Source organism: Pseudomonas sp. 05N433 (genome assembly GCF_056396925.1).
In genome coordinates, this window is the sequence record NZ_JBFTML010000048.1 from 11,781 (window position 1) to 36,350 (window position 24,570).

General features: G+C 60.8%; 24 protein-coding genes and 1 pseudogene. 12 read left to right on the forward strand and 13 right to left on the reverse strand.

Annotated elements, in window-relative coordinates:
• Positions 1 to 28 precede the first annotated feature (28 nt).
• The 4 genes from AC1DIS_RS22570 to AC1DIS_RS22585 are packed head-to-tail and all read right to left on the reverse strand — an operon-like array spanning position 29 to position 3,594.
• A complete protein-coding gene (locus AC1DIS_RS22570) occupies positions 29 to 781 on the reverse strand; it encodes an N-formylglutamate amidohydrolase (protein ID WP_018928986.1) in 753 nt (250 codons plus the stop codon).
• Complete coding sequence (locus tag AC1DIS_RS22575; RefSeq protein ID WP_477743183.1) at positions 765 to 2,096, reverse strand: type I glutamate--ammonia ligase; 1,332 nt, start codon at positions 2,094 to 2,096, stop codon at positions 765 to 767. The genes AC1DIS_RS22570 and AC1DIS_RS22575 overlap by 17 nt, the downstream gene beginning before the upstream one ends.
• Positions 2,093 to 2,737: a cysteine hydrolase family protein gene (locus AC1DIS_RS22580; RefSeq protein WP_064617612.1), complete on the reverse strand. Its 645-nt coding sequence runs from the start codon at positions 2,735 to 2,737 to the stop codon at positions 2,093 to 2,095. Before AC1DIS_RS22580 ends, AC1DIS_RS22575 begins: the two co-directional genes overlap by 4 nt.
• Positions 2,738 to 2,739: 2 nt before the next feature.
• Complete coding sequence (locus tag AC1DIS_RS22585) at positions 2,740 to 3,594, reverse strand: MurR/RpiR family transcriptional regulator (RefSeq protein WP_018928989.1); 855 nt, start codon at positions 3,592 to 3,594, stop codon at positions 2,740 to 2,742.
• A gap of 514 nt (positions 3,595 to 4,108) precedes the next feature.
• Between AC1DIS_RS22585 and AC1DIS_RS22590 the strand changes: the two genes are divergently transcribed.
• Together AC1DIS_RS22590 and cobF are read left to right on the forward strand one after the other, a co-directional pair.
• A complete protein-coding gene (locus tag AC1DIS_RS22590; RefSeq protein WP_086945593.1) occupies positions 4,109 to 4,681 on the forward strand; it encodes a histidine phosphatase family protein in 573 nt (190 codons plus the stop codon).
• On the forward strand, positions 4,681 to 5,436 hold the full coding sequence (gene cobF / locus AC1DIS_RS22595; RefSeq protein ID WP_192350355.1) for a precorrin-6A synthase (deacetylating): 756 nt from the start codon (positions 4,681 to 4,683) through the stop codon (positions 5,434 to 5,436). Before AC1DIS_RS22590 ends, cobF begins: the two co-directional genes overlap by 1 nt.
• 18 nt (positions 5,437 to 5,454) lie before the next feature.
• Here cobF and AC1DIS_RS22600 read toward each other — a convergent pair whose 3' ends face one another.
• On the reverse strand, positions 5,455 to 6,678 hold the full coding sequence (locus tag AC1DIS_RS22600; protein ID WP_019651636.1) for a DUF3422 domain-containing protein: 1,224 nt from the start codon (positions 6,676 to 6,678) through the stop codon (positions 5,455 to 5,457).
• 259 nt (positions 6,679 to 6,937) lie between these two features.
• Between AC1DIS_RS22600 and AC1DIS_RS22605 the strand changes: the two genes are divergently transcribed.
• The 3 genes from AC1DIS_RS22605 to AC1DIS_RS22615 all read left to right on the forward strand — a co-directional run bounded on the left by AC1DIS_RS22605 (position 6,938) and on the right by AC1DIS_RS22615 (position 8,976).
• Entirely contained in the window at positions 6,938 to 7,825 is an 888-nt protein-coding gene (locus tag AC1DIS_RS22605) for a universal stress protein (RefSeq protein WP_477781087.1), read from the forward strand.
• A gap of 65 nt (positions 7,826 to 7,890) precedes the next feature.
• Positions 7,891 to 8,571, forward strand: a complete 681-nt coding sequence (locus AC1DIS_RS22610; protein WP_477743181.1) for a phosphoribosyltransferase — start codon at positions 7,891 to 7,893, stop codon at positions 8,569 to 8,571.
• Between the two features lie 75 nt (positions 8,572 to 8,646).
• Positions 8,647 to 8,976 (forward strand): hypothetical protein, encoded by a 330-nt coding sequence (locus AC1DIS_RS22615; protein WP_018928995.1) that lies wholly within the window; start codon positions 8,647 to 8,649, stop codon positions 8,974 to 8,976.
• 119 nt (positions 8,977 to 9,095) lie between these two features.
• Here the strand turns inward: AC1DIS_RS22615 and AC1DIS_RS22620 are convergent, their stop codons facing one another.
• Positions 9,096 to 9,776 carry a glutathione S-transferase family protein gene (locus tag AC1DIS_RS22620; RefSeq protein ID WP_018928996.1) on the reverse strand — a complete coding sequence of 227 codons (681 nt, stop codon included), beginning with the start codon at positions 9,774 to 9,776 and terminating at the stop codon, positions 9,096 to 9,098.
• 285 nt (positions 9,777 to 10,061) lie between these two features.
• Between AC1DIS_RS22620 and AC1DIS_RS22625 the strand changes: the two genes are divergently transcribed.
• Positions 10,062 to 10,982: an alpha/beta fold hydrolase gene (locus AC1DIS_RS22625; RefSeq protein WP_192350360.1), complete on the forward strand. Its 921-nt coding sequence runs from the start codon at positions 10,062 to 10,064 to the stop codon at positions 10,980 to 10,982.
• Here AC1DIS_RS22625 and AC1DIS_RS22630 read toward each other — a convergent pair.
• From AC1DIS_RS22630 to AC1DIS_RS22645, 4 genes are read right to left on the reverse strand one after another with little or no spacing between them, the layout of a single operon-like run.
• A complete protein-coding gene (locus AC1DIS_RS22630; protein WP_018928998.1) occupies positions 10,959 to 11,423 on the reverse strand; it encodes a response regulator in 465 nt (154 codons plus the stop codon). The two genes, AC1DIS_RS22625 and AC1DIS_RS22630, sit on opposite strands and share 24 nt — an antisense overlap.
• Positions 11,420 to 13,747: an ATP-binding protein gene (locus AC1DIS_RS22635; protein WP_477743180.1), complete on the reverse strand. Its 2,328-nt coding sequence runs from the start codon at positions 13,745 to 13,747 to the stop codon at positions 11,420 to 11,422. Before AC1DIS_RS22635 ends, AC1DIS_RS22630 begins: the two co-directional genes overlap by 4 nt.
• A complete protein-coding gene (locus AC1DIS_RS22640) occupies positions 13,744 to 14,394 on the reverse strand; it encodes a response regulator (RefSeq protein WP_096480281.1) in 651 nt (216 codons plus the stop codon). Before AC1DIS_RS22640 ends, AC1DIS_RS22635 begins: the two co-directional genes overlap by 4 nt.
• On the reverse strand, positions 14,391 to 15,575 hold the full coding sequence (locus AC1DIS_RS22645) for a sensor histidine kinase (RefSeq protein ID WP_477743179.1): 1,185 nt from the start codon (positions 15,573 to 15,575) through the stop codon (positions 14,391 to 14,393). The genes AC1DIS_RS22640 and AC1DIS_RS22645 overlap by 4 nt, the downstream gene beginning before the upstream one ends.
• 172 nt (positions 15,576 to 15,747) lie before the next feature.
• Here AC1DIS_RS22645 and AC1DIS_RS22650 point away from each other — a divergent pair, with 172 nt between their 5' ends.
• Entirely contained in the window at positions 15,748 to 16,266 is a 519-nt protein-coding gene (locus tag AC1DIS_RS22650) for an SgcJ/EcaC family oxidoreductase (protein ID WP_064617629.1), read from the forward strand.
• Between the two features lie 161 nt (positions 16,267 to 16,427).
• Here the strand turns inward: AC1DIS_RS22650 and AC1DIS_RS22655 are convergent, their stop codons facing one another.
• The 3 genes from AC1DIS_RS22655 to AC1DIS_RS22665 form a co-directional block, all read right to left on the reverse strand.
• Entirely contained in the window at positions 16,428 to 17,354 is a 927-nt protein-coding gene (locus AC1DIS_RS22655) for a bifunctional 5,10-methylenetetrahydrofolate dehydrogenase/5,10-methenyltetrahydrofolate cyclohydrolase (RefSeq protein ID WP_477743178.1), read from the reverse strand.
• A gap of 169 nt (positions 17,355 to 17,523) precedes the next feature.
• A complete protein-coding gene (locus AC1DIS_RS22660; RefSeq protein WP_018929004.1) occupies positions 17,524 to 18,012 on the reverse strand; it encodes a copper chaperone PCu(A)C in 489 nt (162 codons plus the stop codon).
• Entirely contained in the window at positions 18,012 to 18,617 is a 606-nt protein-coding gene (locus tag AC1DIS_RS22665) for an SCO family protein (RefSeq protein WP_018929005.1), read from the reverse strand. Before AC1DIS_RS22665 ends, AC1DIS_RS22660 begins: the two co-directional genes overlap by 1 nt.
• 785 nt (positions 18,618 to 19,402) lie before the next feature.
• On the opposite strand from AC1DIS_RS22665, the gene nirB reads away from it, so the two are divergent.
• The 5 genes and pseudogenes from nirB (at position 19,403) to AC1DIS_RS22690 (ending at position 24,566) form a co-directional block, all read left to right on the forward strand.
• Entirely contained in the window at positions 19,403 to 21,964 is a 2,562-nt protein-coding gene (gene nirB, locus AC1DIS_RS22670; RefSeq protein ID WP_477781088.1) for a nitrite reductase large subunit NirB, read from the forward strand.
• Positions 21,964 to 22,350 (forward strand): nitrite reductase small subunit NirD, encoded by a 387-nt coding sequence (gene nirD, locus AC1DIS_RS22675; RefSeq protein ID WP_018929007.1) that lies wholly within the window; start codon positions 21,964 to 21,966, stop codon positions 22,348 to 22,350. Before nirB ends, nirD begins: the two co-directional genes overlap by 1 nt.
• Positions 22,351 to 22,381: 31 nt before the next feature.
• Complete coding sequence (locus tag AC1DIS_RS22680; RefSeq protein ID WP_018929008.1) at positions 22,382 to 22,822, forward strand: CBS domain-containing protein; 441 nt, start codon at positions 22,382 to 22,384, stop codon at positions 22,820 to 22,822.
• 130 nt (positions 22,823 to 22,952) lie between these two features.
• Positions 22,953 to 23,708 (forward strand): annotated as a pseudogene (locus AC1DIS_RS22685) (MCP four helix bundle domain-containing protein); the annotation flags it as partial.
• 132 nt (positions 23,709 to 23,840) lie between these two features.
• Positions 23,841 to 24,566, forward strand: a complete 726-nt coding sequence (locus tag AC1DIS_RS22690) for a methyl-accepting chemotaxis protein (RefSeq protein ID WP_371924247.1) — start codon at positions 23,841 to 23,843, stop codon at positions 24,564 to 24,566.
• Positions 24,567 to 24,570: the final 4 nt, after the last annotated feature.

Below are 24,570 nucleotides of genomic sequence, written 5' to 3' on the forward strand. Positions count from 1 at the left end.
GCTACACGCTGCGAGTTTGAAGCTGTTGCTATAGCAGCGGTGCCAGATAGTCGGTCCAGCGACTGACGTCCTCGGGGGTGCGCAGCAGGTCGTTGCGCACCTCGATCAGCACCGAGTCCAGCCCGCGTGCATCGCCGTGAACCGGTACGGTCATGTCACCCAGCGGATCGACTTTGTATGGCTGATTACCGGCGACTTTCAATGGGTGCCGGCTCAGGCCGTCGATCATTCGCTGGGCGTACTCCGTGGCCTGGCCGTACAACACGCCGACTTCCAGCGATCGCGGCTGGCCGTAATATATCGGCGTGAAACTGTGAATCCCCACCACTCGAACCGGTTTATTTTGCTCCACACGGGCGTCGATCAAGGTTTGCAGGCGTGCATGAAACGGTTTGAACAGGCAGTGCCGGCGGTATTCACGGGTGGCCTCGTCCAGATCGCGATTGCCCGGCACCTGATAAATCTCGCTCTGCAACGGAATGCTGTCCGGCGCGTGGCGCGGGCGGTTGAGGTCGATCAACAGCCGCGAATAGTTGGCCGCCAACAGGGTCGCGCCCAGTGCTTCGGCCAAACCCTCGGCCAGCGCCAGGGCGCCGATGTCCCAGGCGATGTGTTCGCGGGCGGCCTCGTCGCTCAGGCCCAGGTCGTTTAACCGGTCCGGGATAAAACGACTGGCGTGTTCACACACCAGAATCAGCGGATGCTCGGAAGCTTCCCGGCTCAGGGTGTAGGCAGGCCGGGTGTAGAGGCCCAGTTCGGCGGATTCAGTACAGGCGCGCATAGTGCTCACAGAGGTCGGCGGGCGAGAGCTGTTCCGTCAGCGTCAGTTCCTCGGTTTTCAGGGCGAAGTAGGTGTCCAGTAACGCGCTCGGCAGGGCTTCGATCAGCGCCTCGCTGTTGCGCAGGCAATCCAGTGCCCGGGACAGCGACGCGGGCAGGGCGACGATGCCGCGGGCCTGGCGTTGCTCTTCGTTCAGGGAGTCAGGGATTTCATCGGTGATGGCGTTCAACGCCAGGCGCCGCTCGATACCCAGGCGCCCGGCGATCAGCAATGCAGCCATGGCCAGGTGCGGTGAGGCGGTGGCGTCCATGGCGCGAAATTCCAGGTTGTACTGCATCGCCACGGATTTGCCGCCCAGGCTGACGGTCGGGCAAATCCGCAGCGCCGCTTCGCGGTTGCGTTGGCCGAGGCAGGCGTAGGAAGCGCTCCAGTGATGGGGCTGCAAGCGTTCATAGGAAATCGGCGTTGGCGCGGTGAATGCACAGAGCGCCGGCAAGTAATGCAGAACGCCGGCGGCCCAATGCTGGCCGAGGGTCGACAGGCCGTTGGCGGTGCCGGCGTCATACATCACCGGTTGGCCGGCCATGTCTTGCAGGCTCACGTGCAAATGCACGCCGTTGCACACGGCATGCTCGGCCGTCTTGGGGGCGAAACTCAGGCTGAGGCCCATTTGCCGGGCAATCTCACGGGTGATCTCGCGCACGTTCACCGCGCGGTCGGCGGCGGCGACACCAAGGGCCGGGCGGCAGGTGATTTCGTATTGGTGCTTGCCGTATTCCGGCAGGAACATTTCCGGTTCGACGCCGCCGGCTCGCAGTGCACTGAGCAGCCAGCCGCCGAATTCGGCGCCTTGGCGCTGGGCTTCCAGAGAGAACGCCAGGTGCTCCGCCGCGCCGCTGTCGAGGTTGAATTCGTGTTCGAACGCGGCGTTGACCTGCAACCCCAGCTCATCGCGATAGCGCGCCACCTCGTTGCGCAACAGCGTACGAGGGCAGGCGCCCCACGGACGGCCATCGGTTTCGCGAATGTCGCCGTGAATGAAGTCCAGCGCCGGAGCGTCGGCATCCGGGCCGTTGTTGACGGTCACCCGGCTGCTCAAGTCGGGAATCAGCCGTAAATCCCCATAAGCGCCCCAAGGGTTGCTGGCGGCGATGATGTCTTGCGGGGTCAGGGCGCTATTGGCCGGCACCCAGCCGCAACCGGCCACTTGATAGGCATCGAGTTCGTCGGTGGGGAAGGAACGGCCGCGTGTCACGCCGATCAGGTCGGTGGTGACAATGGTGGTCATGGGCAGGGGTGACAGGCGTTCGCTCATGGCTGCATCTCCTGCAACCGGCCAAGCACAGTCTGGGTGTCGGTGATCCAGCAGTAGCCCTTGATGGCGTTCAGGCAGGCGTGATGCCGCTGTTCGGTGTAGGTGGCGCAGGCATCTTCGACCAGCGTTACCAGATACCCGCGGTCGGCGGCGTCGCGCACGGCCATGTCGACGCATTGGTCGGTGACGATGCCGGCGATGATCAGGTGGCGGGTTTCAAGGTTGCGCAGCACGTAGTCAATGCTGGTGGAGTTGAACACCCCGGAAGAGGTCTTGGGCAGCACGATTTCGTTTTCGGTCGGCGTCAGCTCTTCGATGATTTGCGCTTGCGGGCTGCCCTTGGGCAGGTGCATGTCCGAGAGTTTGTGGTCCAGCGAACGGTCGCGGCCATCGGCGGTGAGGCTTTCGATGAGTGTGTGCAACACGTTTTGCCGGGCGCTGCGAAAGGCATCGAGCAGCCTGCGTTGATTGGGCACCACCTGCGTGCGGGCGCGGGTCAGGAAGTAGTCGGCATCCGGCTCGTTGAGGTGCGGGTCGAACTGCGGTTCGAGCCAGGCACGTTGCATGTCCACCAGCAACAGCGCGGTGTGATCGGCGGCAAACGGCAAGTCCCGGGGCGAATGGTGGGGGAGCATGAACATCCTTATTTATCCTCCAGCAGGTGAGTGTCGAAGTCGGCTCGCAGGGCATCGATGCCTTCCAGGCGATCGGCCAGATCGGGGCTGCGCAGGGTCAGGCAGGCAATCAGTGCTTCAACCTGGGCCAGCGCCGGCACTATCGAGTCGAAGGCCGACGCCGATTCCACCGGTGCGCTGATGATCAGGTCGGCTATTTCCCGCAGCGGTGATGCGTAGATGTCGGTGAACAACACGACGCGCGCATGTCGGCTCTTCGCGGCATTGGCGACCCGCAGGGCCTGGGACTGATAGCGGCGATAGTCGAACACCAGCAATACGTCCTGACGCTGTACGTCAAACAACCGGTCCGGTAATTGGGCGTTGTCTTCCAGGGCGAAACAGCCGGGCCGCAACAGGCGCAGGTGATTGAGCAAATAGTTGGCGAGGAAACTGCTGAAGCGACCGCCAAAGCAGTGGACCTGGTGGCGGGTGTCGAGCAGCCACTCCACCAGAATCCGCACATCTTCGGGCTGGGTCAGCGCCTGGGTTTCTACCAGTGCCCGATGGCTGTCTGCCAGATAATGACTCCAGGGGTCATCTTTCTTGAGTTGGGCGCGGGGCTGCAACAGGGTGCTGGGGGAGCGCAGGCGGTGATCCATGTCACTGAGCAAGGCTTCCTGAAAATCGGCGTAACCGCTGAAACCCAGCTTTTTTACCAGCCGCACGATGGTCGGATCGCTGACACCGGCATGTTCGGCCAAGCGTGACATCGGGCCCAGTCCGTTACGCGGGTACTGGTCCAGCAAGGCACGTATGACTTTGCGTTCCGACGGCGTGAAGTCCAGGCCGGGCTCGGTGATCAGGTCTCTGAGAGGGGGCATCCGGGCTCCTGCTGGATGGGTATGTCGGTTTCATTTCATAAAACGCTAAATCAGTATTTATGTAACGTGTGCTACATGTCTAGTTAATTTTTGTGCGGATTTTGAAAGCACTAAAATGGGGCAAAACCCCCGTGCGTGCGGGGCTGAGTGGATGTCGACAGGCTTTGTAGGACATCGCCCATAGAGGTGTGAGATATCGACCCAGCTCAGGAATAAAATGGGCGTTGTGAGCCCACGCCGTAGCAGCTGCCGAGCTCGCGAGGCTGCGTTCGCTGGTAGCAGCTGTCGAGCCTGCGAGGCTGCGTTCGGCTGCGAAGCAGTCGTAAACCCTGAGTGCACAGTGTGCCTGACGGATCACAGTGCCTGATTTTACGACCGCTACGCGGCCGAACGCAGCCTCGCGAGCTCGGCAGCTGCTACAAGGAAGGCGCCCAGAGTGCGTTTCTTGCGGCACAATGAACCGATTGTTCGCGGCATCGTGCCATCTTTCATCCCATCGACAGAGAGAACCTTCGTGCAGGCAACCCGCTTGACCCTGATTTGTCACGCTCGAACCGTCGCACAGAAACTGGCGCGTTTTCCTACGAATGAACCCGTGGAAATGGATTGGCAATCGGCGAAGGGCTCGCGCTGTCGTCTGTTCAAGCGAGCCCCCCGTTTACTCTGCGGCCCTGAACGGCGGACCCGGCAAACCGCTGAGCTGTTTGGCGACAACGTGGAGATTGTCACGGCATTGGGGGATTGCGATTTCGGACGCTGGAAGGGCACGTCGATCGACGATTTGCAAACATCCGAACCCGAGACGCTCCAGGCCTGGCTCAGCGACCCGACGTCGGCGCCCCACGGTGGAGAGTCAGTGGCGCAGCTCGGTGAGCGAGTGGCCGCGTGGATGAAAGCCCTTGAGGCGACGCCGGGGCATATCGTTGCCATCACCCATCCGTTTGTCATTCGCGCCGCGCTGATGCAGGTGTTGCAGGGCACCGGGTTCAACCAGATCGATGTCGAACCGTTGTCGGCCGTCGAGTTGCGGTTCAACGGTCGCTGGCGGTTACGCTTGACGGGCATGGACCCTGAAGGAGTGCTGTGATGAAAAGACTTCTGGTTATCGGTGTCGGCGCGGGCAATCCCGACTACATCACGATGCAGGCGGTGAAAGCGCTGAACCGGGTCGACGTGTTTTTCCTCATGGACAAAGGCCAGAGCAAAGACAAACTGATCGACCTGCGCCGCGAGCTCTGCGAGCGCTACATCACCGATCACGACTACCGCTTCGTTGAAGCCCACAGCCCGGAGCGTGAGCGCGGGGATGTGGACTACAACGCCAGCGTCGAAGACCTGAACCGTGCCAAGCAGCAGACGTTCGAGCGGTTGATCAATGAGGAAATGACCGACGATCAGTGCGCCGGTTTTCTGGTGTGGGGCGATCCGGCGTTGTATGACAGCACCATTCGGATCCTGCAGGCGATTCTGGCGTCCGGTCGTTGTCTGTTCGAATTCGAGGTGATCCCTGGCATCACCAGCGTGCAGGCGCTGGCGGCGCAACATAAGGTGCCGCTGAACAGCATCGGCCGCTCGATTGAAATCACCACCGGCCGACGGCTGGCGGCCGGCCAGGTAAGCGATGCCGACAGCCTGGTGGTAATGCTGGATGCGCAAGATGCCTACCATCACGTGGCTGATCAGGAGACAGACATTTACTGGGGGGCCTATCTGGGGACGCCGGATGAAATCCTGATCAGCGGCAAGCTCAAAGACGTGGCCGATGAAATTGAGCGGGTGCGCAAGGCGGCGCGGTTGGCCAACGGGTGGATCATGGATACCTACCTGTTGCGCAAGCCTTGAACGCCGCCAACCGATTGATCAGTGTTCTTTGGCCTTTCTGATCCTGATCAAAATAAACAGCAGGATGCACAGCGCGAGCGGGGTCATGGCCAGCATGGCGTCCCGCGCGGAAATGTCCGCGCCCAGGGTATGCAGGCCCGAGTAGAACAGCTTGAACAGGCTCAGCAAATAATAGGTGATGGCGATAATCGACAAGCCTTCGACCGCACGCTGGATTTTGATTTGGGTATCGGCGCGAGCGTTCAGGCTGCTCAGGATTTCCGAGTTCTGTTCTTCCATTTCAACCTGCACCCGCGCCTGCAGCAGATCCCCGAGGTTGGCCACGCTTTTGGCCAGCTGCTCCAGGCGCTGTTCGGTGACGTCACAGTACCTGACGGTAGGTTTGAAGCGTCTTTCGATGAAGATCCCGAGTCGCTGGCAATCGCCCACGTGAGTTTCCCTGAGTTCGCCCAAACGCTCGAAAACCAGCTGGGCATACGCTTGGGTGGCGCTGAAGCGGTGTCGGGTTTTTGCGGTGCTGCTGACCACTTGCGCCGACAGACTGGCGATGTCGGTCAACAACGCTTTCGCATTGCCGGTATCGGGGCCGGCGTTACGTTCCGAAAGGTTGACCAATGTCTTGTCGAAGACGTTGAGCTGAGCGCTCAAGGTTTTCGCGGTGGTAAGGGAAAGCGACGCCATCATGCGGTAGGTTTCGATTTCCAGCAGGCGGCGGATCATCCGGCCTTGGCGATAGGCATTCAGGCGCTTGTTGACGAACAGGAAACGGTTAGTGCCGTCCTCGCTCAGGCGAAAATCGCTCCAGACCGTCGCATCGCCACCGCCTATGCATGAGCCGCAAGGGTCTTTGAATCCATAAGCCGACAGATCGCCGGAAAACGACGCATCGTTGCGCACCACAATCTGCACGGCGTTGATCACGTGCTGCATGAAGGGTTCGACGCGGTCCATCAAGGTCTTGGGGGGCTGGCTCCAGTCAGGCTCCTGACTGGAAGAAGGCACCACCAGTGTCAGCGTCAGGAACTCCGCGTGTCGCTCCCACTTCAAGGCATGCCCCTCCAGCCTGGTGATGCCCTGGGCCGCATCCGGGTCGACGGGGCCGGGGCAGCAGCGACTCAGCAGGGTGTCGCATTGCCCGTCATTAGCCAGAAACGCCAAATGAAACACGTGGGCGGGCTCGTCGAAATACAGCGAAGGGCGCGCGTGCAACTCATTGTGCAGGGTCAGTCTTTGCGGGTGCATGCTGTCGAGGCCATGTTGGAGTTGTTTGTTCTTGGGACTGGGTGACCCATTTTGGAGTCACATACAACTCCCCTCGCCACACGAGCCCGGCACGAGATGCACAACACAGTTGTGAACTATTCTTTCCCAAGTGGGCACCTTCAATGACGCCCACAGGGGATTGATATATATCAAGGCCCAAGAGACTTTAAGGAGGGAGTCTGGGCTGAAGCCGGGTTGCTGACCTGGCGAAAACGCCATCGCTGTCCGGAGTCAGATCATGAGCCAGTATCAACGGTTATTACTGATCATCAACCCGCTCCTGCGCCAGTCTCCCGCGCTCAACCATGCCGCTGCCGTGGCCAAGGCCAGCGGGGCGAGTTTGCATATTGCGGCGCTGATCCCCTCGTTGGACATTCTGTCGTTGCTCGAAGAGGGCGACCGGAAAGTGGCTCGGGCGAACTACCTGCAGGAACACCGCGACTGGCTCAAGGAACAGGCGGAAAAAATGCAGGGCAGGGGGATCGAGGTGACAACCGAGGTCGCCTGGGCCGACAACATGCGCCAGGACATCCTTGATCACGTCACGGAAATGCACCCCGATCTGTTGATCAAGCAAGTCCAGCATGAGCCAGTGCTCAAGCGCGCGTTCTTTACGCCGCTGGACTGGCGTTTGTTGCGCCATTGTCCGGTGCCGGTCTATCTGGTGGGCGCCGAAAGCCATGCCTTGCCGCAGAAGGTGGTGGCCGCGGTTGATGTTGGCGATACCGAGCCTTCGAACAGCGAACTCAATGACCGGATCATCCTGCRGGCGTCTGCCCTTGCGCTGCAATGCAATGCCGAGTTGCATCTGCTGTACGCGTGTGACATTCCGGCTGCTTTTCTGGCGGATCTGGGCGGTGGCCTGACGCTATCGGAGCTTACCCGGGAATTGCGCAAGGACCTGGAAACCTCATTCCTCAAGTTGGCCGCCCGGTTCGGCGTGCCCGCTGAATGCCGGCATTTCATCACAGGGCATCCGGTGTCGGCGCTGAGTGAGTTCGCCCACGAACACCAGATAGATGTGATCGTGATGGGTAGAACGCAATACGGCAGCCTGGAGAAACTGCTCGGCAGCACGACCGAACATATTCTGTACCAGGTGCCTTGCAGCGTTCTGGCGGTGTAGTCGCAAGCATCCTTGGCGAAATTGACTTGCCCGTTTCGGGGTTCCCGCCCCAGGGAGGTTTTCAGATGAATCACAGTCCTTCATTGCAAACCATCTTGCATGACCGGGTTGATGCCGGCCGAAGCCTGGTGGAGTCGCTGCTTAAATACGCCAAAAGAGCCGATGTCATCGTCCTCGCCTTGCCCCGTGGCGGCGTGCCGGTCGCCTATGAAGTGGCCACGGCCCTGGAGGTTCGCCTGGACCTGATGCTGGTCCGCAAGCTGGGCGTGCCGTCCCATCAGGAATTCGCCATGGGCGCTATCGCCAGCGGTGGGATTCAAATCGTCAATGACGATGCGCTGCGGGCTAACGGCATCGACCAGCGTACGCTCGACGCTGTGGTGGCGAAGGAAACGCAGGAAATGTTGCGTCGCGAGCAGCTATTCCGGGAATCCCGTGGGCCTTTGGCGCTCAAGGATCAAGTGGTGATTCTGATCGATGACGGCCTGGCGACAGGGGCCACGATGATGGCTGCGATACAGGCCGTGCGCCTGCAAGCACCATCACGCATCGTCGTCGCCGTGCCGGTGGCCCCCATGGAAACGGCAGAGGCACTGCGCGACGAAGTGGACGAGCTGATTTGCCCGCTCACCCCCGATTGGCTGGTATCAATCGGCTATTGGTACACGGATTTCTCTCAGACGTCGGATGAAGAGGTCATCGATCTTTTACATCGGGCCTGGCAGAGAGAATCAATGATGAAATGAGGCAAACTGCTGGCCCCCCGATCTTCGGTTCGTTGTCAAACTTGCTTTCTTTTCAGCAGGTTAGGCATTGGCGATATGCGGACTTTGGTATGGATGACTGCAACGTTTGTCCTGGTGGCTATTTCGTTTGGAGCCCAGGCAAAGGAACTGAGCAAGAACTCTCGCTATGTATGCAGCTGGGGCTCGGAAATAGCCGAGGGCGCGCAAGCCTCGAAACTTTCCGGGCTTACGCTTTACGGAGCACGCAAGAAGCTGCAATCGCGCAAGTTTCCCCGGCCGTGGATGCGCATGACGGCCATGGGCATCACGGAGCAAACCTATAACAGCCCTTCGCGTCTCAAGCCTGCCGGCATCAAGCAAACGTATTATGAGCAATGCATCCGGCATGAGTTGGCGCAACGGTAAACCGCCGGTCGCAGGGGCCGTTCCTACGACCCCATCCCTCCCGCACAGCCTTGCGAATCCCCTCCAGCAACATCGCAAACGCCGGGTTGTCTACAGATCGCATTGCGGCCAATGACTGGTCATGCATTATCCGGCGCCTCACGAAACCGTTGTGCAAGGCGATCCGCAAACGGATAGAACGAAAACCAGGGCCTGGCTTCGTCGATCACCCGCAGGAATGACGGTCGCTGGATCAACCGGTCGAAATAGGCGCTCAAGTGCTGGTAGTCGTCGGGGAACGGCACCAGTGTGCAGGCATAGAACAGCGCCGGGGCGGCGGCACAATCGGCCAGGCTGAAGTCCGGGCTGGCCACCCAGATCCTGGACGCCATTCGGCGCTCGAGCATGCTGTACGCCGTCGCAAGTGTGGCCCGTTCCCTGGTCAAATCACCGTTGGTCGCGTGTAGTCGATCACTGACAATCTGTTGGACCGGCGTTTGTAGATAATTGTCGAAAAACCGGTCCCATAAGCGCACCTCCAACGCGGTCTCCCAATCGTCCGGAACCAGGCGCTGTTCACCTGGATACAGGCGATCCAGGTACTCGATGATGACGCTGGACTCCGGCAGATTACGTTGACGAGCATGATCGCGAAGTACCGGGAATTTTCCGATTGGCCACAATGCCTGAAGCTCTGCGCGGTCGGCGGCGTCCGTGAGATCGATGATTCTTCTGTCGAACTCGATGCCGTTTTCGTAAAGCGCGATGAGCACTTTGTGGCAGTACGACGACAGCGGATGGTAGTAAAGCGTTAGCGACATTTTTCAACTCCTTGTTGGGCAGATGAAAAGGGTGGGGCAATCAACAAGCATAGGCTGATGCCGGCGAAGCGTCTGGGCAGATGCTTTCGAGCTTGTGAGCTTGCACACGGGAGAATTCCTGCTTAACTGGAAACCGCTGGTCGGGTTGTGACTCATTGGTCATGGCGTTCATCTCAGCGCCCTTGTACCGTTGTCGCTGGTTTGTGCTGTCAGGCTTGTCCGGAGGAAGCCGGACAGTCGACCACGCTGTGTGTCTGGTCCAATTTGTTCAAGGAATAGAATGAAATGATGCCGAAAACTGCCATCGTCGAGATTGGTAAAAAGTACAAGGTTTATACCGAGCACTATCTCAACGCCGCTGCTGACAAGACGATCATTCTGGTCAATGGCTCGCTGGCAACGACCGCATCCTTTGCGCAAACGGTGCGTTACCTGCGGCCACGCTTCAATGTGGTCCTCTACGATCAGCCCTACGCCGGTCAATCGAAACAACACAACCGGCATGACCAACCGATCCGCAAGGAAGACGAGGCCGAAATACTGCTGGAGTTGATCGAGCACTTTCGCGCCCAGCATGTGCTGTCCTTTTCCTGGGGTGGCGCGGCGACCTTAGTAGCGCTGGCCCAGCGGCCCCGCCGGATCGAAAAGGCGGTGATCAGTTCATTCGCCGCGCGGATCAACACACCGATGCGTGAGTATCTGGAGAGCGGGCGGCACTTTCTCCATGCCTGCGATCGACGCAACGTCGGGCGTTTGATCAACAGCACGATCGGCAAACACCTGCCGTCGCTGTTCAAGCGTTTCAATGAGCGCCATGTCAGCAGCCTGGACGAACACGAATACCGGCAGATGCATTTTCACGTCAATGAGGTGTTGACCCAGGACACTCACTGCTACGTGTCTTGTGCCGATGCCATCGAAGTCCCGCTGCTGTTTATCAACGGTGAATGGGACGAGTACACCTCGGTGGAAGACGCCCGTCTGTTTGCGGCGCATACCCCCAAGGCGCAGTTTCAGACCATCGAGAACACCGGGCATTTCCTCGACATGGAACACCCCACGGCCTGGCATGACACGCAGCGAGCCTTGCTGGGCTTTCTGCAGCCGCCAGTCGTGAAGACGCCAAGCCAGCCACGCAATCCGGCTTTCAGCGGCAAATCGTCAGTGATTCCGCCCCTGCAATCAGCTAACTGGCTGCGGCCTTAACTGACGCAGCAACTCGATTTGATCCGCAGGGACCAGCGTGCGCAGGGCTTTATACAGTGCGCGGGTCTCTAGCAGGTTCCAGACCCGCAGCATGGTTTCCAGGGCGTCCAATGGCTTGCTGATGAAGTCCTTGGCGCCCAGGGCCAGCGCGCGCAGGCGGGTATCGCGGGTGGCGTCGGCGGTGAGCACGAGGATCGGCAGGTATTCGCCGGCCGGAATGCGCCGGTTGAGCTGTTCGAGCACGGCAAAGCCGTCGAACTCCGGCATGTGCAGGTCGAGAATCACCAGGTCCGGCTCGAAGCTGTTGAACAGGTCCAGGGTTCGCAGCGGCTGGGTGCTGCTCAGTACATTGGTCAGGCCTTCGCGGACCAGCAACTGCTCCATCAAATCGAGGTTGGGTCGTTGGTCGTCGATGATCAGAATGCGCAGGTCGGTGTTCACACGGGCTCCGGTAGGTGCTGGTCAAGATGGGCGAGGAATGAAGGAATATGAATCGGCTTGGTCAGCACCGCGGTCGCTCCTGCTTCCAGCAAGGCCTGGTGAGTGAGGTCGCTGGCATCGGCGGTGATCATCAGCACGGGCGTGGCGCGGGTGCTGGAGGACAGACGCAAGCGCTGCAGAACGTTGAAACCGTCAAGATCCGGCAGCGCCACATCCAGCAAAATCAGCTGCGGCGCATGTTGCCGGGCCAGGTCCAGGCCCATTTGCCCCTGCATGCTTGAGAGCAACTGGATGTGTGGCCGTCGCTGCAGCAGGGTTTCGATCAGGGCCAGGCTCGACAGATTGTCTTCGATGCACAGCACTTTGCCCTGGTAATCGGGGGCGGCGAGGGCGGGCGTTGCGGTTGGCGGGCTGATCAGTGCCGCTGGTGGCTCAGTGGTTGACGGCAATCGCTCGAAGGGTAGCTCCAGGGTGAAACTGGAGCCGTTGCCGGGTTGGCTTTTGACGGTCAGGCTGCCGTTCATCATTTCCAGAAGACTTTTGCTCAACGCCAGGCCGAGGCCCGTGCCTTCAACGTTCGGGTCGGTCTCCAGGCGTTCGAACGGCTTGAACAGTTGGTCCTGCCGATCAGCTGCAATGCCCTTGCCGGTATCGCAGACCGATACTGCAATTCGTTGTTGATGAACCCTGACCTCAATGTGCACCTGACCCTGGGGCCGGTTGTATTTGATCGCGTTGGACAACAGGTTCAGCAGCACCTGAACCAGCCGTTGCCGATCGGCGACGATCCCGCTGTCGGCGGCCAGCATCGGCAGTTCCACCAGTTGAATGCCGGCGTCGCAGGCCATGGGCGACACCAGCGTCAGGGCTTCTTGCAGCACCACCGCCAGGGGCACAGCCTCAACGTTGAGCGGCAGCCGCCCGGCTTCGATCTTGGCGATGTCCAGCACTTCGTTGATCAGGGTCAGCAGGTGTTGCCCGGCCCGCAGGATGTGACCGATCTGCGCCCGCTGCCCTTTGGGCGAATCCATATCCAGCAGTTGCGCGAAGCCGAGAATCGAGTTGAGCGGAGTACGCAGTTCGTGGCTCATGCGCGACAGAAACTCGCTTTTGGCGCGGCTGGCGCGTTCCGCTTCTTCCCGCGCAGTACTTAGCGCGATCTCGGCAACACGGCGATCGGTGATGTCGCGGGTGATCTTGGAGAACCCGCGCAGGGCGCCACTGCTGTCGTACTGGGCGGTAATCACCACACTGGCCCAGAAGCGGCTGCCATCCTTGCGGCAACGCCAGGCCTCCTCCATGTAATGACCATTGCGTGTGGCCTCGCGCAGCGCCATGTCGGGATGCTGCGGACATTCTTGCGGCAGATAAAACACCGAGAAATGCTGGCCGACGATCTCCTGTTCGGTGTAGCCCTTGATCCGTTCGGCGCCGGCATTCCAACTGGTGACGAAGCCGCGTGTGTCGAGGGCGAAGATACCGTAGTCCTTCACCCCGTCGATGATCAGCCGCAAGCGTTCTTCGTTGTCGCGCAAGGCTCGTTCGCGTTCGGCCAGTAACAGCCCGGCCTCGACCAGGCGCGTGCCCAATTGACCGATCTCATCGTTCTCCGGCGGTTGCGGCAATAACGGCTGACCGAGTGCCAGCCGTTGGGCGTTACGCTGAACCTGCTGCACCCGGGCGACGATGCCTTTGGACAGAAACAGCACCGCGACAATGGCGCCGAACAACCCGCAAACAGCGGCCAGCAAGGTGGAGAACAACAGGCGCTGTCGAGTGGAGGCCGCCGCTGCGGTGCGCTCGGCCAGCAGGGTGTCCTCAAGCGTGCGCATGGCGCTGATGCGTTCGCGTAATTCGTCGAGGACATGTTTGTTGTTGATCAGGATCGTGGTGATCGACTCTGGGGTTGCGTTGCGATCATCGAGCAGTTCAACCAGACCTTCGACCTTGGTGTCGATCAGCGGCGTGATCGCCTCCAGATGTTTACGCACCCGCTGATCGCGAACGTTGCGGTCGAGCCGCTGCAGGGCCGATTCGATCAAGGGCTTGGCTTGCCGGTAACCTGGCAGGAAATCCTCGCGATGGGTCAGCAGATAGCCGCGCACGCTGGCGGCGGCCTCGGCGAGCAGGGTGTGCACCGCCTGAATATCGCCTTGCACCAGCAGCACGCGGCGCACGTCTTCTTCCGCGCGCGCGGTCTGCCGTTCGGTGGTGTAGATCAGCACCAGCGAGAGCAACAGAATCACCAACGGCAGGGAAATCACCACGAGGGCTTTGCCGCGTAACGGCAGATCGGCCCAGCGGCGGGCGTTTGACGCTTTCATGACTGGGTCACCAGACCCAGCGCAATACCACGCACAGCGGCCTGGGTGCGGTCGGCGGCGCCGAGTTTGCCGATGACCCGTTCCACATGGGCTTTGGCCGTGCCGGTGGTGATGCCGAGTTTTGCACCGATTTCACGGTTGCTCATGCCGCTGGCCACCAGCCCCAGCACCTGGCGTTCCCGTGGGGTCAGGGTTACGGGGGCGGCGCCGCTGGCGTTGCGCTCGGTCAGGCGGCGCAGCAACTGCGCGCTGACTGAACTGTTGAGGGCCTGCTCGCCGGCGGCGACACGTTGCAAGGCGTCGATCACTTCGTGGCGACTGGCATCCTTGAGCAGATAGCCCACAGCACCGGCGTTCATGGCGGCTTCAAGGTGATCGGGGCTGTCGTCCATGGTGAACATCATCACTTTCAGGCTCGGCAGGCGCTCTTGAAGCAGGCGTGCGGCGCCCAGCCCGTTGAGCACCGGCATGCGGATGTCGAGGATGACGATGTCGGGCAAAAGACGTTCACATAAGTCCAGTGCTTGCTGGCCATTGCACGCCTGGCCGACCACTTCGAATTGCGTCAGGCCGGCGAGCAACGAGACGAAGCCGGTGCGCGTGACTTCATGGTCGTCCGCGACCACCAGTCGTATAACGTCAGTCATTGAGGGGTTCCATTCAGGCCGGAGGGGACGGTGGCGCGCAGTTGCGTTCCGCCGTGCGCATGGCTGATGCAGGTGAACTCGCCGCCCAGCAGGCTCGCGCGTTCCTGCATCGCGGCAAGCCCCAGGTGCCGGGCGCCGCAGGTATCGAGGGGTTGTTCCATGGCAAAGCCCTGGCCGTTATCGTCCACCCGCAGCGAGGCGTGTCCGTCATGCAGTTGCAGCGCCAGCACGACGTGGCTGGCCTGCGCATGTTTGAGAATATTGTTGATGCCTTCCTGGGCGATCCTGAACAGGGCGATCTCCACCTGGCTGGGCAAACGTGCTTCGCAACGTGCACTCCAGTTCACTTTGATCCCGGCCTCGCGCAGGCGATCGGCCTCTTTGTCGACCGCTTTCAGCAAGCCAAAGTCGTCGAGCACCGTCGGACGCAGGCCACGGATCAATTGCCGGCCTTCACCGACGCAATGCTGGGCCAGTTGAAGAATCGTCTGTAAGTCCGCACTGAGTTCGTCGGGCAATGGCGGGCAGCGACCGGCAAAACCTTGCAGGCGTTGATGCAGCCCGGCGAGGGTTTGTGCCAGGCCGTCGTGCAGGTCGTAGGCCATGCGTTTGCGTTCGTCTTCCTGTGCCCGGAACAGTCGGTGGACCAGATCGGACATGGTGCGCTCGCGGGCCACCAATGCGTCGAGCAAGCGCTGGTTTTCCAGGTGCGCGGCGAGCAGGGTGGCGAGCAGTTGCAGGGATTCGAGGTCTTCGGTGTCCGGTGCGCTGATGCTGACGCTGTTGGCCAGCACCAACGCACCGAAGGCGGCACCATCGCCACCGCGTAAAGGCACCCGCAACACATTGGGCAGATCCGCGCTCGGCTGTTCCTGCCATTGCGGTGCGCACATCGCGGTGTCGGCGAGGTGCTCGAGGCTGTGCAAACGATCGCGGCTGCCGTGACTGGCGGTGGTCCGGACCTGCGCATCCACGTCCCATTCCAGCAGTAGCGCGTGGTCCATGGCCAGGAAGGCGCAGGCCCGTTGCAGCACCCGTTGGCGCATGGCCTCGGGAGCCAGTTGGGTCAGCTCCTGGCCGGTATCCACCAGCAGCCGCAGCCGCGCGGCGCGACTTTGCGACTGCCGATATTGAGTGCGAATGGCCAGGGCGCTACCGGGGTCATGATCAGGGTTTTGCATGGGGGCAGGTTCCGGCGCCGGCACGCCCGTTCGGGCAGGGGCGTTATTAAACCTTGTTAGCGGGGCAGGGCGCTATCTGCCGAATGGCATAGGCAGATGGCTCCGGTTGGCCGATGGCGGGCCGCGTTCAGGGCGGCACAGTGTGCCCATCGACCATCATTGGAATAGCGCAATGAAATTCAAGACCTCGACCATCGCCCTGTTATTCGCCCTGACCGCCCCGTTGGCTCAGGCGTTGGAAGCGGTGCCTTACGTTTACAGCAGCGTGGCGCAGCAACCGACCAGCGCGAAGGATCGTGAAATCGCCGCCCTGTTTGACCATTGGAACAGCGCGTTGAAGAGTGGCAATGTTCAGAGCGTGGTCGACCTGTATGCGCCGAACGCGGTGCTGCAACCGACGGTTTCCAATCAGGTGCGCACCACGCCGGCACAGATCAAGGACTACTTCGATCACTTCATGGCGCTCAAGCCGGTAGGGCTGATCAACTTCCGTGAGATCCGCCCATTGGGCGCCAACGTGGCCATGGACAGTGGCGTCTACACCTTTACGTTGACCGAAGCCGATGGCAAGACCCGTCAGGTGCAGGCGCGTTACACCTTCGTTTATGAGCAGGTGGGCGGTCAGTGGAAGATTCTCAACCACCACTCTTCGGCGATGCCGCAAACGCAGGTGTTGCACGCGGGGAAATAAAAAGAGGATGTGCCAGACCGACACGGCCCACTGTAGGAGCGAGGCTTGCCCGCGAAGGCGTTCTCAAGTACGCCAAAAGCTTCGCGGCAAGCCTCGCTCCTACAGGTTGATCTGCCCCCAAAAGTTGGACACCAATCCTGATTGTGGGGTCAGATCAATGCTCAGTTCAACGCCAGATCGTCCTCAGGCTGCTGCCCGCGAGCCTGTGCCGCGCGTTGCAACCGGCTGGCGATCAAGGTGTTCTTCAACAGATAGGCAATGGTCATCGGCCCGACGCCACCGGGAACCGGGGTGATCGCGCTGGCGACGGTGCGGGCGCTGGCGTAGTCGACATCGCCCACCAGACGGTTGCCGAACTCGCTGGTGATGCGGTTGATGCCGACATCGATCACCACCGCGCCGGGCTTGAGCCAACTGGCATCGATCAACGTTGGCCGGCCCACCGCGGCGACCACGATATCCGCCAACCGGCACAACGCCGGGGCATCGACGCTGCGCGAGTGCACCACGCTGACCGAACAATTGGCCTGCAGCAGCAAGGTCGCCATCGGTTTTCCGACGATGTTCGACCGGCCGATGACCACCGCGTGCAAGCCACTCAAGTCATCACCGCAGGTTTCGTGCAACAGACGCATGCAGCCGCTGGGCGTGCACGGAGTCAGCACTTCGATGCCTTGCACCAGCCCGCCAACGTTTTCCCGGTGAAAACCGTCCACGTCCTTGATCGGGTCGATGGCATGAATCACTGCCTGCTCATCGATAGGGGCCGGCAAGGGCAGTTGCACCAGGATGCCGTTCACCGTGGGATCGGCATTGAGTTGTGCAATCAGTTCCAGGACCTGGGCCTGGCTGGCGGTTTCCGGCAGGCGGTATTCCAGGGAGCGGATACCGACTTCCTTGGCGCGCAGCAGTTTATTGCGCACATACACATGGCTGGCCGGGTCGTCGCCGACCAACAAGACCGCCAGGGCGGGGTAGATCTGTTGGCCAGCCAGGGCCAGAACCTCTTCCCGGACCTCATCGAGAACCTTGGCAGAAATGGCTTTGCCGTCGATATCGCGGGCAAATGTGGGGGTGCTGCTGATCAAGAGAGTCACCGTTGTCTTGATTGAATGGGGGTGAAGTGATCATCGCGGCGTCTTCACGCGCCGATGATCCATCAGAGACATGCAGGCAAGGGTGCTCAGGCTATCAGGTGAGGGCAGGCATACGCCACCGGAACACCAGCCTGCGATCAGACAGGCTGGGATCGAACTCTCAATGCATCTTGCTGTGATCAGGCATGCCGAGCGCCTGAGTCTCGGCGTCAACGGTGATCGTCTCTTTTTCGCCCTTGGCGTTTTCCACGGTCAGGGTCAGGGGCACTTTGCCGCCTTCCTTAACCTGGGCCGTCAAATCCATCAACATGATGTGATAGCCATGGGGATCGAAGCTTACCGGTTTGCCGGCCGGCAGCGCGACGGACTCGACCTGGCTCATGCTCATCACATCGTCTTTCATGCTGGATTGGTGAATTTGCACGGTGTTCGCTACCGGCGACTGCACGCTGAGCAGTTTGCTATCGCTGTCGGCCTGCAGGGTCATGAAGGCGCCGGTCGAATGCTGACCAGCCACCGTCGCGCGGACCCAGGCGTCGCTCACCTGGGTTTGAGCGGACACCTGCCAGGCCATGCCAATCAGGGAAAGACCCAGGACCAGTTGTTTGATACCCAGCTGTTTAATACGTGGTGCGCAAATCGAAGTCATCAGCAGACCTCCATGACGGTGAGCAGGTCTTCTGCACACTCTTTAGCGGTAAGGGACGCGGACAGCCCCAGGCGCAAATTGCCTCGGGAGTCGAAAACGAAGCTGGTCGCGGTATGGGAGAGGGTATAGGTCGAACCGCTCGGGATCTTTTCATAGAACACACCGAACTCCTTGGCGGTGGCGGCGGTTTCTTCCAGCGTACCGTACAGCGCCTCGAAACTCGGATCGAAGGCCTTGACGTAAGCGTCGAGCATTTGCGGCGTATCGCGCTCGGGGTCCAGGGTGATGAAGATCACTTGCAGGCGTTCGCCATCGCGGCCCATCAGTTTTTTCGCCTGTGCCGCACGGGCCAGCGTCGTCGGGCAGACCGCCGGACATTGGGTGAAACCGAAGAAAACCATCGGCATCAGGCCCCGATAGCTGGTCAGCATCCGGGATTCGCCCTGGGCGTCCTTGAGCTTGAAGGTACGCCCCATGATCTTGTCACTGAGGTCCTTGCCGTACTTGAACGACAGCTTGCTGCTGTCATCGCAGCCAGCGAGCAGGCCGAGGCTCAGCAGGCTCATGCCGCGCAGGACCGTGCGACGGGTATACAACGTACTCATGAACAAAAGCATCCTGTGTAGCGACCGGGAATCTACAGTGGCTGATCAATCAGACGAAAAAAAGCGCATGGATGTTAACAAACTGTTGCCCTGTGACGCTTAATCGATGGCTTGGCGGCATGCGCCAAAAGGTCGCGGCCTCGATATATCTGAAAATACAAATACGCGATGCTGCTGAAGGCAACGCTTACCCGGGCCGGTAAGTTGAGCAGCGACGAGCCGCAATTACTGATTTGACGACTGCTGCGCAGCCGAACGCAGCCTCGCAGGCTCGGCAGCTGCTACAGATCGGCATTGACGCTTGCCCGAATGGCACCGGGAAATGCCCGGCAGGGTGTAGCGCATGCACTTTTAAAGAGCCATGCCTGACAACATGCACCAGTGCGAAGCGGTTTCCTGAGCTGTTCCTTCCTTCAGTCCCAACGTCCGCCCACCCGCTCGCGGGGGCCTGCAAAGTTGACTCGCGCCTGATGAGACCCGCCCGGGGCGCGGTCTTTATCAAACTCTCCCATCGTTCAGCCGTCGGTTTTCCAGAACTGAGGAAGTCATGCGCTACGGACTGGCACAAAGGCTGCATTCTCCCTTCAGCCTCATCTGAAAAAGAGGGGCAGCCCACTCGATCAACGAAGATCGACCGGCCGGGCAGGTCGTGGGCAACATCGGTGGATCAGGCGAAGGCGCCAGGTCGAACACCGCGAAGAACAGGCAAAGACGCCTGAAACCGAGAGGTTTCAGGCGTTTTTTTTGCTTTTTTATCCGTGATTGGCTTTGGCTGGGTGCTTACTATGAATTCCAATGTTGCCGCATTGAACAAACTGCAAACGCTGATCGTGATCGGCAATGGCATGGTCGGACATCATTGTGTCGAGCAGCTCATCGAGCGCGGCGCCCTCGACCATTACCGCCTGCATGTCTTCAGCGAAGAGCCGATGCGTGCCTACGATCGTGTGCATCTGTCCGAGTATTTCGGCGGTCGCGATGCCGAATCGCTGGCCCTGGGCGAAGCCTCCCTGTATCAAACGCCGGGCGTCACCCTGCATTTGGGTGTGCCGGTGCTGGAAATCGACCGCGCCCGGCGCCAGGTGATTACCGCGCAAGGTTGCGTCGCCTACGACAAACTGGTTCTGGCCACCGGCTCTTATCCTTTCGTGCCACCTATTGAAGGTGCCGAAGGCGACTCGCGCCTGGTGTATCGCACTCTTGAAGACCTCGACGCGATTCGTGCTGCGGCGGCCAATGCCCGGCGTGGCGTGGTGGTCGGCGGTGGCCTGCTCGGTCTGGAGGCCGCCAACGCCCTGAAAAGCCTGGGCCTGGAAGCCCATGTGGTGGAGTTCGCCCCGCGCCTGATGCCGGTGCAGCTGGACGAGCAGGGCGGTCTGGCGCTGAAGGCGCAAATCGAGCGGCTCGGTGTGGGTGTGCACCTGTCCCGTGGCACGCAGTCGATCAGTGCCGGCGAGCAGTACCGCTACCGGATGAATTTTGCCAACGACGAATTTCTTGAAGCCGACCTGATCGTGTTCTCCGCCGGCATCCGTGCGCAAGATGCATTGGCCCGCCAATGCGCGCTGGACATTGGTCCTCGCGGCGGCGTGGTGATCGACGACCAGTGCCTGACCAGCGACCCGAACATCTACGCCATCGGCGAGTGTGCCGCCTGGAATGGCAGCCTCTTCGGCCTGGTCGCCCCCGGTTACCAGATGGCCCGTGGCGTGGCGTCGCTGCTGTGCAATCAAGCCGCCGAGCCGTTCCAGGGCGCCGACATGTCGACCAAGCTCAAACTGCTCGGTGTTGACGTCGGCTCCATCGGCGATGCCCATGCCCAGACACCGGGCGCGCGCAGTTATCAGTTCATCGATGAAGCGACGGCCAGCTATCGCCGCCTGGTGGTGGATGCCGACAGCAAGCGTGTACTTGGCGCAGTGTTGGTCGGCGACAACAGCTATTACGACACCTTGCTGCAATACATGCAGRACGGCATTGCCTTGCCGTCGGAACCGGCCAGCCTGATTCTGCCGTCGTCCGCCGGCACGCCAACCCTGGGCCCGGGCGCGTTGCCCGAGTCGGCAACGGTGTGCTCGTGCCATAACGTCACCAAGGGCTCGATCTGCTCGGCCATCGATGGCGGCTGCACCGACCTGGGCCTGCTCAAGTCGCAGACCAAGGCGTGCACCGGTTGCGGCGGTTGCGCGGGGCTGCTCAAGCAAGTCTTCGAGCATGAACTGATTGCCCGTGGCGTCAGCGTCGACAAGAGCCTGTGCGAACACTTCGCCTACACCCGCCAAGAGCTTTATGCGCTGGTGCGGGTAGAAGGGGTGATCACTTTCGAAGAGCTGCTGGCCAAGCACGGCCGTGGACACACCGGTTGTGACGTGTGCAAACCGGCGGTGGGCTCGATCCTCGCCTCGTGCTGGAACCAGCCGATCATGGACGCCTCGCTGGTGCCGTTGCAGGACACCAACGATACCTTCATGGCCAACATGCAGAAAAACGGCACCTATTCGGTCGTGCCGCGCATTGCTGGCGGTGAGATCACTGCCGACAAACTGATCGCGATCGGCGTGGTGGCGAAGAAATACGACCTCTACACCAAGATCACCGGCGGCCAGCGGATCGACCTGTTCGGCGCGCAGTTGCATCAGTTGCCGGACATTTGGTCCGAGCTGATCGAGGCCGGTTTCGAAACCGGGCACGCCTACGGCAAGTCGACCCGTACCGTGAAGTCTTGCGTGGGCAGCACCTGGTGCCGTTACGGCGTGCAGGACAGCGTGAAAATGGCCCTGACCCTCGAAGATCGCTACAAAGGCCTGCGCTCGCCGCACAAGCTCAAGTTCGCCGTCTCCGGTTGCACCCGTGAATGTGCCGAGGCGCAGAGCAAGGACGTGGGCGTGATCGCTACCGAGAACGGCTGGAACCTCTATGTGGCCGGCAACGGCGGCATGCGTCCGCGTCACGCCGAGTTGTTCGCCACCGACCTGGACGATGCAACCCTGATCCGTTACATCGACCGTTTCTTGATGTTCTACATCCGCACCGCCGATAAATTGCAGCGCACCTCGGTGTGGCGCGAAAGCCTGGAGGGCGGGCTGGATTACCTCAAGGACGTGATCATCAACGACAGCCTGGGGCTTGGCGCAGAACTTGAGTCGCAGATGCAACTGGTGGTCAACCGCTACGAATGCGAATGGGCCAATGCCCTCAAAGACCCGGAAAAACTCAAGCGCTTCCGCACCTTCGTCAACGATAAACGCCCGGACCCGGACATTCATTTTGTCCAGGAGCGCGGTCAGCGCCGGCCGATCATGGCCGCCGAACTCAACCTTATCCCTGTCACCGAGGAGAATGCCTGATGAGCCAGTCCAATACCCAGCGTGTCGATGCCCTTGCCACCGCAGCCAATGCCCAAGCCTGGCAGGCGGTGTGCAGCCAGCAGGATCTGGTCAGCAACTCCGGCGTTGTCGTCTGGCTCGACGGCGCCCAGGTCGCGCTGTTCTACCTGCCACAAGCCGAAGGCCGCACCCTCTACGCCATCGACAACCATGATCCGCAATCCGGCGCGAACGTCATTGGCCGCGGACTGATCGGCAGTCTCAAGGGTGATCTGGTGGTGGCGTCGCCGATCTACAAGCAGCATTTCCGTCTTGAAGACGGCAGCTGCCTGGAGTACCCGGAACAGCGCCTGCGGGTGTGGCCGGTGCGCTTGAACGCCGGCGTCGTGGAAGTCGCGGCGGCTTGACCGTCGCCCTGGACCGTATCGGAGAACGTTGATGAAAACAGCCGCACAGTTGCTGAAACTGAAGATCGTGCAAAACCAGCAGGTGCACAGCATCGCACCGGATCAGATGGTGCTCGACGCCCTGAAAATGATGGCCGAGAAGAACGTCGGCGCGCTGCCCGTGATCGAAGAAGGGCAGGTGGTCGGCGTCATCAGCGAGCGCGACTATGCGCGCAAGGTGGTGCTACAGGGGCGTTCTTCGGTCGGCACGCCGGTGCGCGAGATCATGAGCGCACCGGTGGTGACTGCCGACAGTTTGCAGAGCATCGAGCGCTGCATGGAGGTCATGACCGACAGTCATTTGCGTCATCTGCCGGTGCTGGAAGGCGGGGAACTGATCGGGCTGCTGTCGATCGGCGATCTGGTCAAGGAAGCCATCGTCGAGCAGGCCGATTTGATACGGCAACTTGAGCACTACATTCGCGGGCATTGAGCCCGCGCATACCGTAGGTCGCAAAAATCGGCTGGCGTGGAAATAAACCTAAGTAACCGGTTGGAACAGTCGATAACCCCAACAGTAGGCAATTAGCCGACCACGCACCTGCCGACAGGGGAACCATCGAGTGTCCATAAAATTACGTTTGATCTTGTTGATCGGCACTGGCTTGCTCACCGCCCTGATCGTGAGTCTGGTCAGCTATGTGGGTAACACCCGGATGGCTGAAGCGGTGAGTGACAACGAGGTCAGTATGACCGCGCTGCGCAACCACCTCGAAGCCGACATGATGCACGACGCACTGCGCGCCGATGTGCTGTCGGCGATGCTGGTAGGGTTGGGCAAGAGCCCCAGCAGCAAGGCCGAGGTGCGCAGTTCACTCAATGAGCATGCCGCGCATTTTCGCGAGATGCTCGGTGACAACCTCAAGCTGCCGGTCAACGACACCCTCAAGGCCGCGCTGGACAAGATCAAGCCAAGCCTCGATACGTACATCAGTGCCGCCGAGCGCATTGTCGGGCTGGCGCTGGATAATCCTGATTCCGCACAACAGCAACTGGGCACGTTCAATAACGCGTTCAGCCAACTGGAAAGCCAGATGGCCACCCTCAGTGAGCTGATCGAAACCAACACTCAACAGACCAGCGCGGGCACTCGGCAAACCATCAGCAGTGCCAACTTCACCCTCGGTGTCGTACTCATTGCCAGCTTGTTGCTGCTGCTCGCCCTGGGACGCTCGGTCATCCTGAGCATCATGGGGCCGTTGCAGATCGCCAGCCGGATTGCCGACAGCATCGCCCATGGCAACCTGAGCGAGCCTATCGTCGAGCCCACCCGCAAGGATGAAGCCAGCACCTTGATTCGCAGCCTGGCAACCATGCAGCGCGACCTGCGCGGCATGATCGAAGTGGTTCGCAGCAACGCCCACGGCGTAAGTGGCATGAGCCAGCGGTTGAGCAGCGGTTGCCATCAGGTCGCGGGCAGCAGCCAGCAGCAAAGCGTTGCCGCCAGCACCATGGCCGCGGCGGCCAGCGAAATGACTGCGAGCATCGAGGAAATCACCCGGCATGCCGAGCGTGCACTGAACATGGCCAACCAGGCCGAGGAACTGGCCAAGGACGGCGGTCGGGTGATTCATCAAGTGGTCAGCGACATGGACGGGATTGCCCGTTCGGCGCAGCAGTCGGCCCAGGTGATCCGCACCCTGGACAAGGAGTCCGAGGGGATTTTCAGCATCATTCAGGTGATCAAGGGCATCGCCGATCAAACCAACCTGTTGGCGCTTAACGCCGCCATCGAGGCCGCCCGTGCCGGTGAGCAGGGCCGTGGTTTCGCTGTCGTCGCCGATGAAGTGCGTAGCCTGGCGGGCCGCACCAGCGCCTCCACCCAGGAAATCGCCACCATGGTCGCGCGTATCCAGCAAAGCACCCGCGAGGCGGTCAGCAGCATGGAGGCGGGCGTCGCGCAGGTCGACAAGGGCATGGCGGTGACTGCCGACGTCGAGCGCGCCATCCGCGAAATCCTCCAGGCCACGCTCAATACCACGGAGCTGGTCAATGACATCAGCCGCACGATCGGCGAACAGAGCCTGGCCAGTAACGAAATCGCACATCAGGTGGAAATGATTGCCGGCATGTCCGAAGGCAACAGCAAGGTGATCAACCAGACCGCCTCGACCACCGATGAACTGTCCAGCCTGGCCGGACAGCTCTCGCAGTCGGTGGATCGGTTTCGCCTTTGAGGCA

Excerpts from the sequence above, each read along its gene's own strand:
- AC1DIS_RS22570 (WP_018928986.1), bottom strand. The coding sequence starts at position 781 with ATGCGCGCCTGTACTGAATCCGCCGAACTGGGCCTCTACACCCGGCCT.
- AC1DIS_RS22575 (WP_477743183.1), bottom strand. The coding sequence starts at position 2,096 with ATGAGCGAACGCCTGTCACCCCTGCCCATGACCACCATTGTCACCACC.
- AC1DIS_RS22580 (WP_064617612.1), bottom strand. The coding sequence starts at position 2,737 with ATGTTCATGCTCCCCCACCATTCGCCCCGGGACTTGCCGTTTGCCGCC.
- AC1DIS_RS22585 (WP_018928989.1), bottom strand. The coding sequence starts at position 3,594 with ATGCCCCCTCTCAGAGACCTGATCACCGAGCCCGGCCTGGACTTCACG.
- cobF (WP_192350355.1), top strand. The coding sequence starts at position 4,681 with ATGAAAAGACTTCTGGTTATCGGTGTCGGCGCGGGCAATCCCGACTAC.
- AC1DIS_RS22600 (WP_019651636.1), bottom strand. The coding sequence starts at position 6,678 with ATGCACCCGCAAAGACTGACCCTGCACAATGAGTTGCACGCGCGCCCT.
- AC1DIS_RS22610 (WP_477743181.1), top strand. The coding sequence starts at position 7,891 with ATGAATCACAGTCCTTCATTGCAAACCATCTTGCATGACCGGGTTGAT.
- AC1DIS_RS22615 (WP_018928995.1), top strand. The coding sequence starts at position 8,647 with ATGCGGACTTTGGTATGGATGACTGCAACGTTTGTCCTGGTGGCTATT.
- AC1DIS_RS22620 (WP_018928996.1), bottom strand. The coding sequence starts at position 9,776 with ATGTCGCTAACGCTTTACTACCATCCGCTGTCGTCGTACTGCCACAAA.
- AC1DIS_RS22625 (WP_192350360.1), top strand. The coding sequence starts at position 10,062 with ATGATGCCGAAAACTGCCATCGTCGAGATTGGTAAAAAGTACAAGGTT.
- AC1DIS_RS22635 (WP_477743180.1), bottom strand. The coding sequence starts at position 13,747 with ATGAAAGCGTCAAACGCCCGCCGCTGGGCCGATCTGCCGTTACGCGGC.
- AC1DIS_RS22640 (WP_096480281.1), bottom strand. The coding sequence starts at position 14,394 with ATGACTGACGTTATACGACTGGTGGTCGCGGACGACCATGAAGTCACG.
- AC1DIS_RS22645 (WP_477743179.1), bottom strand. The coding sequence starts at position 15,575 with ATGCAAAACCCTGATCATGACCCCGGTAGCGCCCTGGCCATTCGCACT.
- AC1DIS_RS22650 (WP_064617629.1), top strand. The coding sequence starts at position 15,748 with ATGAAATTCAAGACCTCGACCATCGCCCTGTTATTCGCCCTGACCGCC.
- AC1DIS_RS22660 (WP_018929004.1), bottom strand. The coding sequence starts at position 18,012 with ATGACTTCGATTTGCGCACCACGTATTAAACAGCTGGGTATCAAACAA.
- AC1DIS_RS22665 (WP_018929005.1), bottom strand. The coding sequence starts at position 18,617 with ATGAGTACGTTGTATACCCGTCGCACGGTCCTGCGCGGCATGAGCCTG.
- nirD (WP_018929007.1), top strand. The coding sequence starts at position 21,964 with ATGAGCCAGTCCAATACCCAGCGTGTCGATGCCCTTGCCACCGCAGCC.
- AC1DIS_RS22680 (WP_018929008.1), top strand. The coding sequence starts at position 22,382 with ATGAAAACAGCCGCACAGTTGCTGAAACTGAAGATCGTGCAAAACCAG.
- AC1DIS_RS22690 (WP_371924247.1), top strand. The coding sequence starts at position 23,841 with ATGGCCGCGGCGGCCAGCGAAATGACTGCGAGCATCGAGGAAATCACC.